The following is a 16,141-nucleotide window of genomic DNA, read 5'->3' as shown; positions in this document are numbered from 1 at the left end:
CTGCATTTCGCATGACCGGGATACCACTCATCGCCCGTGTCACACATCGAACTTTGCGGCACACTGTCGAGCACCTGACTTGAAGGAGAAGCGTCATTTGCACTCGCGCATTTCCAGGCGCGGAGGTGGTCTTCGACGTGACAAACGGTGGCGTGCCTGTGAGCTTTGCTGACCGCCACCGTCCGAGGTCAGCAAACGCGCGGCATGAGCGGTCTTAATATCTTGCTCTGACGACTTCCTGAAGCCGTTCCCGGCTCGGAACTCCGGTCTGGAGCCAGCGAATTATATCCCGTGCCACGGCCTCCGCTTCCTCGCTTTTTCTGTTGCAACGTCGAGCTTCGCAGTACTCCTTCAGGACGTCTGCGGCCAACGACACCTCCTCCGGCATGAGCGGGCGAAGACACGGCCTATCGATTGGGCTTGGCATGATTGTTTTTCCCTTGGCAGCTCAAACTGGGTCCGACACAGCGGCGGTCGCTCCGGAACCAACGGAAGCCGAAGGTACCCAGACACGGGTCGGTGCTGGCCGATCGCCGATGGCAATCAAAACCCCGACGATCGCAACCATGGCAATTACGATCGCAACAAGCGGAAAGCTTGAACTCGCAGCGCGGTAGATCATCATCTGCTCCCGATTTTTGACCGCGGTTGATCGCAACTGCCGGCTTCGACCGAGACTATGTCGGCGAACCGTCAGGAAGGCATTTGCACCTTGGTATAGGGGATACGTTTTTATAGGCGATACCATCGTGCAATAGCGCTCCGCATGGGCCAGCCTCAATGTCTCCGGGTACGGATCGACAGCAGATCTCGGTACGAAAGGCCAGCGCAAACACTCTCGGAATCCTGATCGAGAGCGCCGCCTTAACCCAGGATAAGCAATGACCATCGGAGACTGGCGCAATGTTCAATTTCGTACCCGCAAATCTCACACGTCGATCGTTCGGCAGCGTTACACTCGCTATTGCCGCGGCGGGGGTCCTCGGCGAAAAGACGACCCAGGCATCTCAGGCGACCACGCGTGTGGACATGCCGACAGCTGCTGACGGAGCCACTCTCGAAGCAAACAAGGGCGTCGAGGCAGGAGACTTGTTCGTCTCGTATGCCGACATAGGACCGGCGACTGGATCACCAGTCTTGCTGCTGCACGGCTGGCCCTACGACATCAACAGCTTCGCGCAGGTCGCACCTCTCCTTGCCGACCGAGGACACCGCGTCATCGTGCCCTTCCTGCGGGGTTACGGGGGCACGCGCTTCCTATCGGCGGAGACGAAACGCAACGGCCAGCAGGCCGCAATTGCAGTCGACATCATCAAGCTGATGGACGCCCTAGGGATCAAGCAGGCTACGATTGCAGGCTTCGACTGGGGAGCGCGGACAGCCGACATAGTCGCGGCTCTTTGGCCGGAACGCTGCAAAGCCCTCGTATCGGTCAGCGGCTATCTGATCGGGAACCAGTCTGCCGGAAAGGCGCCACTGCCGCCGACCGCCGAACTTCAGTGGTGGTATCAATTCTATTTCGCCACTGATCGCGGTCGCGAAGGCTACGAGAAATACACGAACGACTTCGCCAAGCTTATCTGGCAGCTCGCCTCCCCACATTGGAAATTCGACGACGAAACGTTCTCGCGAAGCGCCGCTGCATTCGCCAATCCCGACCATGTGGCGATCGTCGTCCATAACTATCGATGGCGTCTCGGACTGGCACCCGGCGAGGACCGGTTCGACGAATACGAGGCCGTGCTCGCCAAGGCCCCAGACGTATCGGTCCCGACAATCACGCTCGAAGGCGACGCGAACGGGGCACCTCATCCGGATCCCAAGACCTACGCCGCGAAGTTCAAGGGAAGATATGAACACCGTCTGATCACAGGTGGGATTGGCCACAACCTTCCGCAGGAAGCGCCAGACGCCTTCGCGCAGGCGGTGATGGACGTCGATGCCTGGGCATGACGGGAACTCAGCGCCCCTTCACGTGGGAAGCACCCATCGAATTTATCGATCATTATCATCCTAATAAGGAGGGTGGCGCGGCGCTGGCGGAAGTAGGATGAAAGGCGCGTATCTGTCGCTGTGCATCGCCCAACTTGCGCCCGGCGGAAACTTCACCTTGAAAGGATCCGACATTGGAAATCGGTATCGATAGTTTTGCAATGCTCCTGACCGACCCCGCCACGGGGCGATTGCAGTCAGCCATCGATCGCATGGAGAGCGTGCTTGCGGAGATCGAGCTCGCAGATCAAGTCGGCCTCGATGTCTTCGGAATGGGCGAACACCATCGAGAGAACGCGCTCGATTCAGCCCCGGCCGTCATCCTTGCGGCCGCCGCGGCACGCACGAAGTCGATCCGACTGACAAGCGCTGTTGCAGTCCTCAGCGCCGCCGATCCCGTGCGGCTCTTCCAGGAATTTGCCACACTGGATCTGATATCCGGCGGAAGAGCTGAAATCGTGGTCGGTCGCGGCTCTTCGGTCGAGGCGTATCCGCTGTTTGGATTCGACCTGCGGGACTACGATACGCTGTTCGCGGAAAAGCTGGACCTGTTGCTGAAGATCAGGGAGCAACCCAACATCAAATGGCAGGGTCGCTTTCGTCCTGCGATCAATGGCGAGGGTGTGTTTCCCCGTCCACATCAGCCGAATTTGCCAATCTGGCTGGGCGTCGGCGGCACACCCGAATCCTTCGTCCGAGCTGGAACACTCGGTTTGCCGTTGATGGTCGCCATTATCGGCGGAAGCTTCGAGCGGTTCCTGCCTCTGGTCGATCTCTATCGCCGCGCATGGGATGCCGCGGGTCATCCCCGGCAGGGCCAGAAGGTCGGCGTCCATGCCCTCGGCTTTGTGGGAGAGACGGACGCGGCTGCGAGGGAAGCGTTCTTTCCGGGTTGGTTCCAAATGTTCTCCGACGCTGGACGGGAACGCGGCTGGCCGCCGCCGACGAAGGCCCAGTTCGAGCAGATGTGCGGTCCGAACGGCGCATTCCTGGTTGGCAGCCCGCGGACGGTTGCGGCCAAAATCCTGCATATTAACGAGACCTTGCGCGGCGTCTCTCGCATCACCTTCCAGATGAGCACCGCTGCCCTGGAGACCGAGGCGATGCGCCGCTCTATCGAGTTTCTCGGCACTGATGTCGCGCCTCTCGTTCGCGGACAACGTCCTTAGCTGGGCCGTCAAACGACGCGAGCTTCAAGGGAAGCCACGAGCACCGCCAGATCACCGGTAGGATGGGTCGAAACCTTCTGATGGAAGCGCCAACGCGTTCCCACAGGCGATCCAGACGCCGGCTTGATGAACCGACGTTGTTTCGGCCTTTGGTCAAGACAATCATACGCGATCACAGAGCCGCATGCGTGCTGGCGCTGTGATCATTTGCTGCTGCCGAAAATCAGCTTCTGATAGTCTGCTAGCATCTCCGGATCCTCGACGGAGCCGTGATGATGGAGTTGCCTCCAGGCGCCGTCCATCCGAACGAACCAGCGGGTTGTGCGGAAGGCGACATCCAGACTGTCGCCGGCGGTGCGGCACTTGCCCCGCTCGCGACCGACGAAGAGATGCCACTCTCGTCCGCCCTGGCTGGTGAAGTCGTGGAACGTGACGTTCACTGTGGCGGCGCCACCGAACAGCTTGGCATAGCCCCCCGCGATCTCATTCCAACCGCGACGGATCCCACCGATAGGGTTGTCCATGCTCGGAGTCTCCCCGGGGAACCAGACCCCTTCCAGGCCCGCCATATCGGCCGAATTAAATGCCCTGTAGAATTCGATCAGCGCATCCAGGGGGCCACCATCCCCTGCCTTCTGTTCCGCGCCCGTGATCTCCTCGAAACGTTCGTTCATGTCGAAAACCTCTTTCCGGATTCGTTTGGCGAGCTACGCCGACCTGCTGGCAGTCGGTCGCCTTGCGGAAGGAGAGAACTTGCCCCTCACACTCAGTGACCGTGCCGACGAAGGCAGCATGCGCGGCGATAGTGGCGTAATCCATTGTACGATGGTGTCGGCGCAAACCTATCGCCCTCCATCGCATCTGAGCGACCGCGTCGTGGCGGGTCTATTGCACCTCATATCTGACACCCGATCCAAAGGTATCGGGGACACCTTCGTACAATAGTGAGACGCAGCAATCCGCGAGATGGTGTCGTCACGGCGGCTGGCGACGATCGTTCCTGTCCGCAACAGCAGAGACATGACCTTGAAAATCCTGGCGAGCCCACCGTGCCTCGGCGGGCGAGGAATCCCGTGTGTCCAAAAACGGAGGTGCGAAATGAGCACGCGTAAGACAATCCTGATCACCGGCGCGTCGCAGGGGATCGGGGCCGGACTGGTCAGATCGTTCATCGCGAGAGGCTACAATGTCGTCGGCACATCGCGACGCGCCACTCGGGCATTGTTGGCCGACACGATGGAATACCTAGAACTGGTCGATGGCGACGTGGGCGATCCGGCGACCGCCGAACGCGCGGCCCAACGTGCGATCGAACGCTTCGGATCGATCGACGCGCTGGTGAACAATGCCGGTATCTTTTTCACCAAGCCATTCCTCGAATACACGATCGACGACCTTCGGCAGCTTACGGCGACGAATGTCGAAGGATTCGTTCATTTCACCAAGCACGCGATCCGGCAAATGCTCCGCCAGGGATCGGGCGGAAGCATCGTCACGATAACGACTTCGCTGACGGACCACCCGATCGCCGGCGTGACCGCGTCGTTCGCAATGATCACCAAGGGCGGCCTGAATGCCGTCACGAAGAGTCTCGCGATGGAGTTCGCCAAGGACAATATCCGGGTGAATGCCGTTGCTCCCGGCATCGTCGACACGCCGATGCATGAAGACGATCCGAAGGACTTTCTGAAGTCTCTCTCGCCAATGGGCACGATCACCGCCATCCAGGAGATCGTCAACGGCGTCGTCTATCTGACGGAATCCACCAATATCACCGGGGAGGTGCTGCACGTCGACAACGGCGCACATCTTGGAAAATGGTAGTCCCTGGCGCTGACGCACGATTGCTGGAACTTGATATCGAGCTCCCTCCCCCGCCAACACCTTTCGGCGCCTATGTCGAGGCGGTCCAGGTCGGCCCGCTTCTCTTCCTCAGCGGAATGCTCCCCGTGATCGGACACGAGGCCATCTACCACGGGCGCATTGGCGAGGGTCTTTCGGTTCTTGAAGGATACGACGCCGCCCGTGCTGCTTGCCTCAGCGGGCTCGCCGCAGCGAAAGCGCAGCTGGGGTCGCTGAACAAGATCACCCGTATCGCCAAGCTCGGCGTCTACATCGCATCGCCCGGCGATTTCCAGGAACACCCAAAGGTGGCTGACGGAGCATCCGAGCTTCTGCGGGATGTCTTTGGCGCGTCGTCGGTTCCGCCCCGCATCGTCCTCGGCGTCTCCAGCATTCCGTTGGGAATGCCGGTCGAAATCGAACTCGTGCTCGAGATCGAATCCTAGCGACATCGTTCGCAACAACCTGAATGGAGGTATTCATGAAAGTCAGATCACCCATCTCGACGAGCGCAATGATCGCATCGTCGAAGTTCCTGACGGCTGCGGCAGTGCTCATGCTTCCCGCGCTCGCGCTTTCCGGACAAACCATGGTCGCGGAGAAGACCGATCGTCCGGCCGACGCCAAGTCACAGCCTGCGAGCGAGAAGCCGCAGATCCGGATCGAGAAGCGCACGCCCGCATATTGGCGTGTCACCTTCGACAATCCGCCTTTCAACATATTCGGGCCGGAGACAATTCCGCAAATGGAGAAGGTCGTCGAGGAGATCGAAGCGGACCCGAACCTGAGAGTTGTTGTCTTCGACAGTGCTGTGCCGGGCTTCTTCCTCACCCACTATAACTTTACGCCACCGCTCTCCGAATCCACGAGCCTTCCGTATGGGAAGACCGGCCTCCATCCCCTGCCGGACATGCTCGTTCGCATCAGCAAGGCGCCCGTTGTCTCCATCGCCCTCATCCGCGGGCGAGCCACGGGCGTCGGCAGCGAATTGGCGCTCGCCAGCGACATGCGGTTTGCCAGCAAGGAGAATGCAATCCTTTCCCAATGGGAGGTCGGAGCCGGCTTCGTTCCGGGTGGTGGTCCGATGGCGCGCCTCCCGCGTCTGATGGGCCGCGGCCGTGCGCTCGAAGTGCTTCTCGGGTCTGATGACATCAACGGCGAACTCGCCGAGGAATACGGCTACGTCAACCGTTCGTTCGACGACGACAAGCTCGACCCGTTCGTAGATGCACTCGCCGCGAGGATTTCCGGTTTCGACCGCCAGGCGATCGCCGATACGAAGCGGCTCGTCGATTTCGCCAGCCTCCCGAGCGATCCGGAAATCGGAGCTGGCTGGGACGCCTTCATCCAGTCCGTCCAGCGCTCCGTGGCGCAAAAGAACATCGGCCGCCTGATGGAAATGGGGCTTCAGACGAACCCCGACATTGAAGCGCGCCTCGGGCACTATACGCAGACTTTGGCCGACAAGTAGGCCGGAGCCGCGCCCGCGCGTCGGAACGGCAGGTCGCGCGGGCGCACACCTCATCCTGCCAGTCGTCCAATCAGAGAAATCGCGCGGCTCCCAGCCGCGGTGATGAAGGCGCGGTCTTCCGCACGAACCACCCAATCAGCCATGGAGACGTCACATGCACAGCATCGAAAACCAGATCGTCGATTCCAGCTTTTCGGCGATCATCAATGCCCCGATCGAACAGGTGGATATTCCGAAGTGGTGCTTCACCCTGCCCGAGAAGGAATACCAGGGATGCTCTCCGGCGCACATTGCCGCGGGCTTCACGACGGCGCCCGACGGCACGCGCATGTCGATCAATGTCGAGACGATCGGTGGAAGCCTGATGGTCCAGCATTACCTCGAAACCCTCGGTGAGAAGGATCATCTCATTCTCGACTCGGATTCCGACGTGTTCACGCCGAATGGCCGCGTGACGATCCATGTCACCTGGGAGCTCAGCGTCAAGAAGCTCGACGCGGGTCGATGCGAATTCACCAACCGGGTCAGGTCCTATGCGACGGACGAGATGATGGCCTCGCTCGATCGCCAAGGCATCCCCTTCGACATCTTCCGGACCCAGCGGCAACCGATGTCGATTGCACACAACAAGGGCGAAACGCCCCTATTCGCTGCAAGCATTGAGCGGGCGGCGTTGAAAAACGCCACCTCCACGAAAGCGGCCTGAGCATCCGGAGGAATACCCCATGACCCAACTGACTTTCGACCGGAACAACACCGGCCTTCTGGTGGTCGATCCATACAACGACTTCATTTCCGAAGGCGGGAAGATCTGGCCAAGGATCAAGGAGGTGGCGGAGGCGAACAACTGCGTACCGCACATGCTCCAGGTGCTGAACGCGGCACGCCAGGCGAAACTTCGCGTCTTCTATGCGATGCATCACCGGTATCGCCCCGGCGACTATGAGAATTGGAAGTTCATCGCTCCTATCCAGCGCGCGGCATGGCATCGCAAGAGCTTCGAGTTCGGCACCTGGGGCGGAGAATTCCGCGCCGAGTTCGTGCCGCAGGCGGGTGAAGTCGTCGCCTCCGAACACTGGTGCTCCAGCGGCTTCGCCAACACCGATCTCGATCTCGAACTGAAGCGGCATGGAATCCAGAGGCTCATCGTGATCGGGCTCGTTGCCCATACCTGCATCGAGGCGACGGTCCGCTACGCCGCCGAACTCGGCTACGACGTGACCGTCGTAAAGGACGCGGTCGCCGACTACTCGCATGAGATGATGCACGCCGCCCTGGAGATCAACATGCCGAGCTACGCAAGCGCCATCGTCGATACGAACGAGATCCTTTCGGTACTGTCGGTAGCTCAGGCTGCCTGATCCTGAAGGGCAACAAAAAACCCGGCGGACCATAAGGGTCGGCCGGGTTTTTCCTTGTCATTTGCGTAACCTCTGGAGCAATGGAGAGTTGCGGAGCCCGTCCCTGAACTCCGCTCACGACCCTCCAAGCTTCGGTCGCTTTGGCGGCCATAGTGGCCTTTGTCCACCAGACCAGCTCATCGAGCGCAATCTTGGCCGATCTCAGGAGATTTGCTTCGATCCCCTGGATCGGCTCTTTGCCGCCCATAGGGAACATCGCAAAGAAATCGCCGATGTGAACGGCTGTGCGCGTGGAAACCATCTGCAGTTCCACGCCGATACCCCTGAGATGTTCGAGCGCGCGCGACCCGCCAGTGCTGCCATATGCGTGGCGGTGAACGGCTTGCGGTTCCACTCCGTTCCTGGAACCCGTTGAACAAAGGTATCGTCGATACCTTGGAAGGAGCTTTCCGGCCTATCCCAGATTGGAACCAACACCATGGGACAATGGACGCGACCGGTGCGCCAGAGCATCGTCACGCCCGCTGCGGACGGTCCGCAGAGATCACATAGAGGGAAAGCAAATGACCATTCAGGAGCACAACACGCAGCCTGCCACCGCCGCCAATGACATTGACATGAAACTCGAGGTAGTCGTGATACCGGTCTCCGACGTCGATCGCGCAAAGTCCTTCTACACGGGCCTTGGGTGGAGGCTAGACGCCGACGTCTCCGGCGCGGACGGCTTCAGGGTCGTCCAGGTAACGCCTCGCGGATCGCCTTGCTCGGTCATCTTCGGTAGTAACGTTACTGCGGCCGTCCCGGGATCAGCGCAAGGCCTGCACCTCATCGTCTCGGATATCGAGATGGCCCATGCGGCCCTTGCCGCTCACGGCGTTGAAATGAGCGATGTCTTCCATGATGCAGGTGGAGTGTTTCACCACAAGGGCACAGACCAGCGGCTCCACGGCCCCCACCCGTCTCGTGCCAGCTATGGCTCATTCGCCTCGTTCACGGATCCGGACGGTAACGGATGGCTCTTTCAGGAAGTTACCACAAGACTACCGGGCCGGGTCGAAGCTGCAACATTCAGCTCCGCCGCCGATCTTGCGAACGCCCTTCGTCGCGCCGCCGAAGCGCATGGCGAACATGAAAAACGCACGGGCGGGAAACATGACGAGGCATGGCCGGACTGGTATGCCGAATACATGGTGAGCGAACAGTCGGGGAGCACTCTCCCGACCTGACCGTCGATGCGCGGTCGAGCAGACTGAGTCCAGTTGAGACGACCCTGTCGCGCTGAGTTTTTCATTCGGCGCGAAGTATAGCCCGTAGAAGGGGTTCTGAGAACCTTGCCCGGTCATGCGAGCGGCGAGCTACATACGAAGATATCGGCGATACCATGGTGCAATAGGTCAAACGCGCTTTCAGTGTCAACTTCCTCCACATCAACCCACACATAGGAGGATACCATGTCCCGCATACAGACTGAGCTCACACGTCGAAAGCTTCTTGCCGCAGCCGCTACTGCGGCGGCGGTCGGGATGCTTCCGGGCACGCCGGCCGCTTCGGCACCGAGCGCCGACATAAGGCAATTCAAGTTTTCCGCGACCGACGAGCAGCTGAAGGATCTGCACCGGCGCGTTGCCGCAACCCGCTGGCCGGACCGCGAGACAGTCTCCGACGATACGCAGGGCGTGCGGCTCGATACGATCCAGAAAGTCGCCAAATACTGGCGGGCGCATGACTGGCGCAAGGTCGAGGCACGGCTGAACTCCTTCCCGCAGTTCATGACCGAGATCGATGGGCTGGACATTCACTTCATCCATGTGAAGTCCAAGCATGAAAAGGCGTTGCCCATCATCATCACGCATGGCTGGCCGGGTTCGATCATCGAGCAGATGAAGATCATCAAGCCGCTGACCGACCCTACCGCCTTTGGCGGCACCGAAGCCGATGCCTTTGATGTCGTCATTCCCTCGCTGCCGGGCTACGGCTTCTCGGGCAAGCCGAAGGAAGCGGGCTGGAACCCGCCACGCATCGCCAAGGCCTGGGCCGTGCTGATGCAGCGCCTCGGTTATACCAAATACGTCGCCCAGGGCGGCGACTGGGGCAATGCGGTGACCGAGCTCATGGCGGTGCAGGAGCCTGCCGGCCTCATCGGCATCCATACCAACATGGCAGCCACGGTGCCGCCCGACATCGCCAAGCTGCTGTCAGCAGGGGCGCCGGCGCCGGCCGATCTGACGGCCGATGAAAAACGCGCCTATGAACAGCTCGACGATTTCTACAAGAACGGGCTCGGTTATGCGATCGAGATGAACAACCGGCCGCAGACGCTTTACGGCATCGTGGATTCGCCTGTTGGCCTCGCCTCGTGGATGCTCGACCACGACATCCGGAGCTACCGGATGATCGCCCGATCCTTCAACGGAGAAAAGGAAGGCCTGACGCCTGACGATGTCCTCGACAATGTCACGCTTTACTGGCTGACCAACACGGCGATCTCGTCTGCGCGGCTCTATTGGGACAATGCGCATTTCCCCTCCGGCGGCTTCTTCGATCCGCGCGGCATCAAGATCCCGGTCGCCGTCAGCGCCTTCCCGGACGAGATCTACCAGGCGCCGCAGAGCTGGGCCGAAAAGGCCTATCCGAAGCTCATCCACTACAACAGGCCGGCCAAGGGCGGGCATTTCGCCGCCTGGGAACAGCCGGAGCTGTTTACCGACGAGCTGCGCGCCTCCTTCAGATCGCTGCGCGACCAGATCTGAAAACGATCAAAACGACACCTGTCCGCTTTATTGGCAGTGTCCAAACCGGGTTGCCGCTTTTGGCGGCTGCCCGCTCTCTCGCGGAAATTCGAATCGCGTCGTGTACGTGATGCTACTGGAGGGCACCGGGCTTCACCGGCGCCCGTCCTGCAATCATTGGAAGCCTAAAAGTCCACCGACCCTGGGGTTGATCGTCACGAAAGAATGCCACGACGTTTGCGTTCTTTTGCCTTTCTAACATCCACGATCACTTGCAGATCCTAAGCTTTTTGAGAGCTTTGCCCGGACAACTCCGCGCGGATATCCTCCAGCCGACGCAATTGCCTTCCTTCTGCTCCAAAATTGTCAGGAGAGAGCCAATCCTCGAATGCAGCCTTGAGCGTAGGCCACTCATTGTCGAGCATCGAAAACCAGGCAGTATCGCGATTGCGCTGCTTCGAGATCATATGCTGGCGGAAAACGCCTTCGAAACTGAAGCCATAGCGCGCGGCCGTCGTTTTGCTCGGCTCGTTTTTATTGTCACACTTCCACTCGTAACGGCGGTATCCAAGGACTTCAAATACGTGCTTTGCCAGAAGATAGTGCACTTCGGTGGAAAGCGGGGAGCGCTTCATTCCAGCTCCATGGGCGACGCCCCCTATTTCGACCACGCCGTTTGACGGGTCAGCGCGCATGAAACTCGCCATCCCCACGATTTCACCTGTAATGTTGCTGCGGAAGATATGTGTCAGCCAGCCATTATTCTTGACCTCCTTCAGCCACCTGCCGAAATCGTCGACTCCGCCAAAATCGTCCTGGACAAAATACAGGAGCAGAGGGTTTATCCCCATCCCTCCCAGTCCATTCCACAATTTCTGGAGATGCAGGTCGTGAACATACGGTTCGACCGTGCCGTGGCGACCCTTCAGTGTCACATAGTCTGGCGGGGCAACTTTATAATCGTGGAGATTCCGCATCGAGATTACTCCTGAAAGCTATATTGGCGAGCCGCCTTTGCGCGGCAAGCTGGCCTCGCATCGGTCCGTCGCCGAATTGATTGTGAGCAGCGCGCGTGCTGCAAACTCGCCGCCATCTTGCGGGAAATTGTCGTCTCGTAAATAGAAGACTCGGCGTCAAAATATCGACCGAGCACTAGACGTCACCGGCTATCAATGCCTTCGCGCGCAACAGTCGCGGTGCGGTAAGGCCTTCCGTGAAACGTTCGTAAATGGGCAGGAGGATCTTCCGGGCCGAGCGACGTTCGCCGAGACCAGCAAGGTGTTCGACTAGACTGATACCGGCCGTCAGTTCCCAATATAAACTGCCCTGGGCGGAAGCTTTTTGGCTGGCCTCTTCAAATAAATCCATCTGCAGACCTGCACCGGCTCGTTGTGTCACGACAATCTCGGCTTTTCTGCGCAGCAATTCGGGGACCATCCAGTGATAACCTTTCTCGGATGAAAACCTCAATGCCTCGTGAATTTGATTGAAGCCTTCATCCGAACGCCCTGCTCCGTGTAACGCGGCTGCGAGTTCAGACATGAAAAAGGGGTAGAAGAGCAAGTATGTCGTCTCACGCATTTCGCGAAGTCCCGCACACAAGTCGGCGATACCGTCCGCGGGCGAACCCGAACGTGACGCCAGAGTGCCACGCACGCACACACCAACAGCGTGAAATGGTCTGAGATTGTGCTGCACCGCATGCTCGATCAGTTCTTCGCTCCATTCTTTGGCTTGAACAAAATTTTCGAGGTTCAGGGATAGGAAAGCGGAAGCCCAGGCCAAAGCGACACAAGAGACAAAGGGTTGTCTCGTCGAGCGCGCTTCAAGGATTGAATCCTGCGCTGTTCTCAGGGCAGTGTCGAGTTGACCCCGCGATATCATGTTGACCGTGTTATGGGCCATGGAAGACGTTCGAATGTCTGCACCGAGCCTCAGCATGTCTCGGCGACGATTGTCGGAAGACGAATGTCGGGCAGCCCAATCGAGCCTGGCCTGCGCCTCCAAGTGCTCGGCTTGATAGGTTTGAGGGATGCCTATCAACCAAGCTGCTGTTGCCCTTTCGTCCTGGCCACTGGCTCCCCGCTCATATTCGCGCGCATAGAAAAGGGCATCGTCTAACTCCATCGAACGAGCGCAAAAAAGCCAGAGGGCACAAGTTACGCGTTGCAGGTAGTCGCGATCATCCAGCGCTCTCGCAATCGACAACGCCCGGATCAGCACATCCTTTCCTCGTTCGCTCATCCCTTCTGTATAAATCAGCGCAAATCCAAGGGCGCATTGAAGGACCATTTCTGATCGGCTGCCTTCGGTGCGTTGAAGGTAAGGGAGAGCCTTCTGTGCCCATTCACCGGATTCGGACACAAGACCGAGGGCGATCCAGAAATCCGATGCAACGGCTGCTAGTTTGGCTCCCAACGTCCCGTCACCACCGGGCGAAAATGCCCAGTTCAAAGTTGCCCGCAGGTTGTCGATCTCCCGTCTAAAGGGGCCAAGATGTTCGATCGCTGCGTGTAGCGAACTCTCGTTTGAAAATGGCTGGTAGAACGATGCGAAAAACGCCACACATCGCCGCATCGTCACGTGATAGTCGGCACCCGTTCCCAGCTTCTCGAGGGAGTAGACCCTTACGGTCTCTAGCAAACGCCATCGAGGCGCAGCGCCCGTTCCTTCGAAGGTGACCAGCGATTTTGAGACGAGATTTGAAAGCCCGGAAGCGGCTTCACCTTCTTGCTGTCCGCTCGCCGCTGTGGCAGCTTCCAACGTGAAACCTGAGGGAAAGACGGCGAGCTGGCGAAGGAGGAAACGTTCACCTTCCGGCAACAGCTCATAACTCCAGTCGAGTGCGGCTCGCAGGGTACGATGTCGGGGCAGCGCCGTTCGTCGTCCGCCGGTCAGGAGGACGAAACGATCATCCAGACGACCGGCAATCTGTTGAAGGCCCAAAGTGGCCGCACGTGCAGCTGCAAACTCTATGGCCAAGGGAATTCCATCGAGATGCCGGCAAATACCCGCAATCACCGAGATCTTTTCCCTGGTCACGTTAAAATCAGATTGCAGCGCCTGGGTTCGAGCGATGAATAACTGGATTGCGCTGTGTTGAAGCAGATCGGCTTCTTGTTCCTTGGCCGGCACTTCAAGCGGCGGCACTCTATATGCGAATTCGCCTTCGATGCGAAGAATTTCTCGGCTGGTCGCGAGCACGGATACGTTCTGACAAGCACGCAGGATCGCCTCCACCATCTCGGCGGCGGCGTCGACGACGTGTTCGCAATTGTCGATCACGAGCAACATCCTCCGGCTGCCTATGGCTCTTGCCACGATCTCGGTCGAGATGTCGTCGCCTTGGAGGCGCAGGTCGAGGGCCTGGGCGAGAGTTGTCGGAACCAGATGGGGATCGGACAGAGACACGAGCTCGACAAAATACGCATCACCGCCGATCGACTGCTGGAGATGGCGGGCAACCTCGGACGCCAGCACGGTCTTACCAATTCCACCCGGTCCCGTCAGGGTTACAACACGATAGGCCGACATGAGTGTGTGAATTTGCGAAACCGAGGCCTGACGACCTATAAGTTCAGATGCTGCTGAAGGGATGTTTGAGACAAAATCGCCTCGTTCGCCCACCTGCTTTCGAGGCGCAGGCACCGGTTCGGCATATTGCGACTCGGGCTCGACCCATTCCCCGAGCAACCGATAACCCCGACCGGAAACGGTGCGCAGCAATTCGCGATCCTTTCCCAGCGCCCGCCGGATCGCTGAGATATGGACCTGCAGGGTATTGTCCTCAACCGCAAGTCCTGGCCAGACGCGCTTCATCAGGTCGACTTTAGTGACCATCCCACCCGAGGACAGCGCAAGGGTTTCCAAGATATCGAAAGCTCTACTGCCGAGCGGGACCGGAGCGCCCATGGCGCGCAACTCCCGTTTCTCGAGATCAAGCTCCCATCCGGAGTACTCGAAGCGGCCAATCTCAATCTGTCCCAATGCCAGCCAATTCTATCCGTTTCAAATCGTAGTGATAAAACCATAGAGGGGGAGATTGAGCCAACCATTGTTCCGCAACCCGCGGGAGAATATTTCAGTTTTTTTCAGGTTCCATCACGCCACTTAAGTCGCAGCAGGCGGGCTGTTCGTCTAAAACGACCGCAGAAGCTCTTTTATCAAAACGTCTACCTCAAGTCTTGCATCGCAACAGCGCGAACATAATCGGCGTGGGAGAATGACATGTACTATACTCGACACCTTACCTCCTCCGTAAAGCATCCGAACAGACCGACCAGCGACCCGCTGGTGGCGATCCTGAGCAATGCCTCCGACGTCTGTACGGCCCTGCTCGGAGATTTTTCTCAGTCTGGGTGGCAGCCAGAATTCTATCACTCGGCGGATAGCTTTCTCAGATTGGTGCAGGTCGGCACGCATGCCTGCATCGTCGTTGATACGACAACCGCAGAACTGACAGTTTCAGATCTCACGGATCTTATCTGTTCGCGTGCTTCGTATTGCCCCGTCATCGTGCTGACTGCAGGGGCCAGTGGGGCGATGACTGTTGCAACCAACAAATTCCGTGTGACATTCATGGCCAAGTCTGTTGATCGCCTCAATCTTCTGGAGGAGATCGAGGCAGCCGTAAGTGCGGTGAAAGACGCCAGCCGTCTGGAAGCGTATTTTCTGTCGCTTACACCTCGGGAACGTCAGGTAATGAAATTTGTGGCTGAGGGCCTGTTGAACAAGCAGGTGGCATTCAAGCTGAATATAAGCGAGATAACTGTAAAGGCGCATCGAGGACAAGTCATGAGGAAAATGAGAGCAAGGTCTCTCCCCGACCTGGTCCACATGGCAGCGAAGCTGGGACCGAACACCGAACCTCTACTCGACTGTGCTGCAGCACTCTGAAAAACGGAATGGGTGCCAGCCGTCTCTCGATCCGGTTCTCGCCTGCTGAGAGCGACGGATTACCACCTTCTCGTCGTCGCCGTTGATCAGTGGCGTCTTGGGGCGATCAAGGCCGGTGTCCGTCTCCCGGCTTCGGCGTTCAAAAGATTTGAAGGACCGCGTCCGAGTTCGTCTGGCTGTTTTAGCGTTGCCGGCATTCATTTTCGCGCCGGTTTATGAACCTTGTGTCCATGCGCCCAGGCCGTCCGTAGCGCGTTGTTGAGGTCGTCTTCGCTAAGGCCCGACAGAATACCTACAGTCCATCCCTTCTTGCCCCAGGCATTAGGAATGGGAGAAAAAACCTCCGGCAGTAGCATGCATTTCAACGCCTGCTCATCCGGCGTGAAGTGGAAGTTGGCCGTCAAGCGATCGGCCGCAATTGTCGCGTAGATTCGCGCCACTTTGAAAGCGGCTCGATCAAAATGTGGCATCTCAGTCGTGCCTTCCAGCAACAAAGCCAAGCGCCGTAAATCCTTCTCGCTCGCCATTGCGTCCTCTTGTGGCTGATCGGACCGAGAGCAGTTCATAGCAGCTCCTCGGTGCCGTGACACATCGAGACGGCTGGCTTGGTCAACATCCAGCAGATAAAATTGAAGCATGGAGGATCAGGTTGGCGAGGTACGTTGCCCGATGGCAGAACAG

General features: G+C 58.8%; 14 protein-coding genes and 1 pseudogene. 10 read left to right on the top strand and 5 right to left on the bottom strand.

Annotated features, from left to right (window positions below; all coding sequences use genetic code 11):
- Positions 1-903 precede the first annotated feature (903 nt).
- Both FHX06_RS31325 and FHX06_RS31320 read left to right on the top strand, forming a co-directional pair.
- Complete coding sequence (locus FHX06_RS31325; protein ID WP_183882090.1) at positions 904-1,953, top strand: alpha/beta fold hydrolase; 1,050 nt, start codon at positions 904-906, stop codon at positions 1,951-1,953.
- A gap of 173 nt (positions 1,954-2,126) precedes the next feature.
- Positions 2,127-3,161, top strand: a complete 1,035-nt coding sequence (locus FHX06_RS31320) for an LLM class flavin-dependent oxidoreductase (protein ID WP_112971481.1) — start codon at positions 2,127-2,129, stop codon at positions 3,159-3,161.
- A 203-nt stretch (positions 3,162-3,364) separates the two neighbouring features.
- On the opposite strand, the gene FHX06_RS31315 is transcribed toward FHX06_RS31320, so the two are convergent.
- A complete protein-coding gene (locus FHX06_RS31315; RefSeq protein ID WP_183882088.1) occupies positions 3,365-3,835 on the bottom strand; it encodes a YybH family protein in 471 nt (156 codons plus the stop codon).
- A gap of 424 nt (positions 3,836-4,259) precedes the next feature.
- On the opposite strand from FHX06_RS31315, the gene FHX06_RS31310 reads away from it, so the two are divergent.
- From FHX06_RS31310 to FHX06_RS31290, 5 genes are all read left to right on the top strand, one after another.
- Positions 4,260-4,985 (top strand): SDR family NAD(P)-dependent oxidoreductase, encoded by a 726-nt coding sequence (locus tag FHX06_RS31310; RefSeq protein WP_183882086.1) that lies wholly within the window; start codon positions 4,260-4,262, stop codon positions 4,983-4,985.
- Positions 4,979-5,449 (top strand): RidA family protein, encoded by a 471-nt coding sequence (locus FHX06_RS31305; protein WP_112547041.1) that lies wholly within the window; start codon positions 4,979-4,981, stop codon positions 5,447-5,449. Before FHX06_RS31310 ends, FHX06_RS31305 begins: the two co-directional genes overlap by 7 nt.
- Before the next feature lie 35 nt (positions 5,450-5,484).
- Positions 5,485-6,474 (top strand): enoyl-CoA hydratase/isomerase family protein, encoded by a 990-nt coding sequence (locus FHX06_RS31300; RefSeq protein ID WP_183882084.1) that lies wholly within the window; start codon positions 5,485-5,487, stop codon positions 6,472-6,474.
- Positions 6,475-6,628: 154 nt separating this feature from the next.
- The gene (locus FHX06_RS31295; RefSeq protein WP_112971484.1) at positions 6,629-7,180 is read left to right on the top strand and encodes a hypothetical protein; all 552 of its coding nucleotides are present in this window, start codon (positions 6,629-6,631) and stop codon (positions 7,178-7,180) included.
- 19 nt (positions 7,181-7,199) lie between these two features.
- Complete coding sequence (locus tag FHX06_RS31290; RefSeq protein WP_112971485.1) at positions 7,200-7,835, top strand: isochorismatase family cysteine hydrolase; 636 nt, start codon at positions 7,200-7,202, stop codon at positions 7,833-7,835.
- A 130-nt stretch (positions 7,836-7,965) separates the two neighbouring features.
- Here FHX06_RS31290 and FHX06_RS36230 read toward each other — a convergent pair.
- Positions 7,966-8,231 (bottom strand): annotated as a pseudogene (locus FHX06_RS36230) (NADPH-dependent FMN reductase); the annotation flags it as partial.
- Between the two features lie 167 nt (positions 8,232-8,398).
- Here FHX06_RS36230 and FHX06_RS31285 point away from each other — a divergent pair.
- Positions 8,399-9,061: a VOC family protein gene (locus tag FHX06_RS31285; protein WP_183882081.1), complete on the top strand. Its 663-nt coding sequence runs from the start codon at positions 8,399-8,401 to the stop codon at positions 9,059-9,061.
- A 225-nt stretch (positions 9,062-9,286) separates the two neighbouring features.
- Positions 9,287-10,585 (top strand): epoxide hydrolase family protein, encoded by a 1,299-nt coding sequence (locus FHX06_RS31280; protein ID WP_183882079.1) that lies wholly within the window; start codon positions 9,287-9,289, stop codon positions 10,583-10,585.
- A 260-nt stretch (positions 10,586-10,845) separates the two neighbouring features.
- Here the strand turns inward: FHX06_RS31280 and FHX06_RS31275 are convergent, their stop codons facing one another.
- Both FHX06_RS31275 and FHX06_RS31270 read right to left on the bottom strand, forming a co-directional pair.
- Positions 10,846-11,541 carry a GNAT family N-acetyltransferase gene (locus FHX06_RS31275; RefSeq protein ID WP_112969752.1) on the bottom strand — a complete coding sequence of 232 codons (696 nt, stop codon included), beginning with the start codon at positions 11,539-11,541 and terminating at the stop codon, positions 10,846-10,848.
- 175 nt (positions 11,542-11,716) lie between these two features.
- A complete protein-coding gene (locus FHX06_RS31270) occupies positions 11,717-14,551 on the bottom strand; it encodes an ATP-binding protein (RefSeq protein WP_183882077.1) in 2,835 nt (944 codons plus the stop codon).
- Between the two features lie 240 nt (positions 14,552-14,791).
- On the opposite strand from FHX06_RS31270, the gene FHX06_RS31265 reads away from it, so the two are divergent.
- Positions 14,792-15,460: a response regulator transcription factor gene (locus tag FHX06_RS31265; protein ID WP_183882075.1), complete on the top strand. Its 669-nt coding sequence runs from the start codon at positions 14,792-14,794 to the stop codon at positions 15,458-15,460.
- Between the two features lie 197 nt (positions 15,461-15,657).
- Here the strand turns inward: FHX06_RS31265 and FHX06_RS31260 are convergent, their stop codons facing one another.
- A complete protein-coding gene (locus tag FHX06_RS31260; RefSeq protein ID WP_183882073.1) occupies positions 15,658-15,987 on the bottom strand; it encodes an MmcQ/YjbR family DNA-binding protein in 330 nt (109 codons plus the stop codon).
- Positions 15,988-16,141: the final 154 nt, after the last annotated feature.

Origin of the sequence: Rhizobium sp. BK512 (assembly GCF_014194915.1) — a bacterium.
In the GTDB taxonomy this organism is placed as follows: Bacteria; Pseudomonadota; Alphaproteobacteria; order Rhizobiales; family Rhizobiaceae; genus Rhizobium.
Note: the sequence above shows the minus strand (reverse complement) of the source record. Positions and strands in the feature narration are given on the sequence as shown.

Coding starts and splice junctions, on each gene's coding strand:
- FHX06_RS31295 (WP_112971484.1), top strand. CDS start 6,629: ATGCACAGCATCGAAAACCAGATCGTCGATTCCAGCTTTTCGGCGATC.
- FHX06_RS31315 (WP_183882088.1), bottom strand. CDS start 3,835: ATGAACGAACGTTTCGAGGAGATCACGGGCGCGGAACAGAAGGCAGGG.
- FHX06_RS31265 (WP_183882075.1), top strand. CDS start 14,792: ATGTACTATACTCGACACCTTACCTCCTCCGTAAAGCATCCGAACAGA.
- FHX06_RS31305 (WP_112547041.1), top strand. CDS start 4,979: ATGGTAGTCCCTGGCGCTGACGCACGATTGCTGGAACTTGATATCGAG.
- FHX06_RS31290 (WP_112971485.1), top strand. CDS start 7,200: ATGACCCAACTGACTTTCGACCGGAACAACACCGGCCTTCTGGTGGTC.
- FHX06_RS31280 (WP_183882079.1), top strand. CDS start 9,287: ATGTCCCGCATACAGACTGAGCTCACACGTCGAAAGCTTCTTGCCGCA.
- FHX06_RS31310 (WP_183882086.1), top strand. CDS start 4,260: ATGAGCACGCGTAAGACAATCCTGATCACCGGCGCGTCGCAGGGGATC.
- FHX06_RS31285 (WP_183882081.1), top strand. CDS start 8,399: ATGACCATTCAGGAGCACAACACGCAGCCTGCCACCGCCGCCAATGAC.
- FHX06_RS31260 (WP_183882073.1), bottom strand. CDS start 15,987: ATGGCGAGCGAGAAGGATTTACGGCGCTTGGCTTTGTTGCTGGAAGGC.
- FHX06_RS31300 (WP_183882084.1), top strand. CDS start 5,485: ATGAAAGTCAGATCACCCATCTCGACGAGCGCAATGATCGCATCGTCG.
- FHX06_RS31275 (WP_112969752.1), bottom strand. CDS start 11,541: ATGCGGAATCTCCACGATTATAAAGTTGCCCCGCCAGACTATGTGACA.
- FHX06_RS31325 (WP_183882090.1), top strand. CDS start 904: ATGTTCAATTTCGTACCCGCAAATCTCACACGTCGATCGTTCGGCAGC.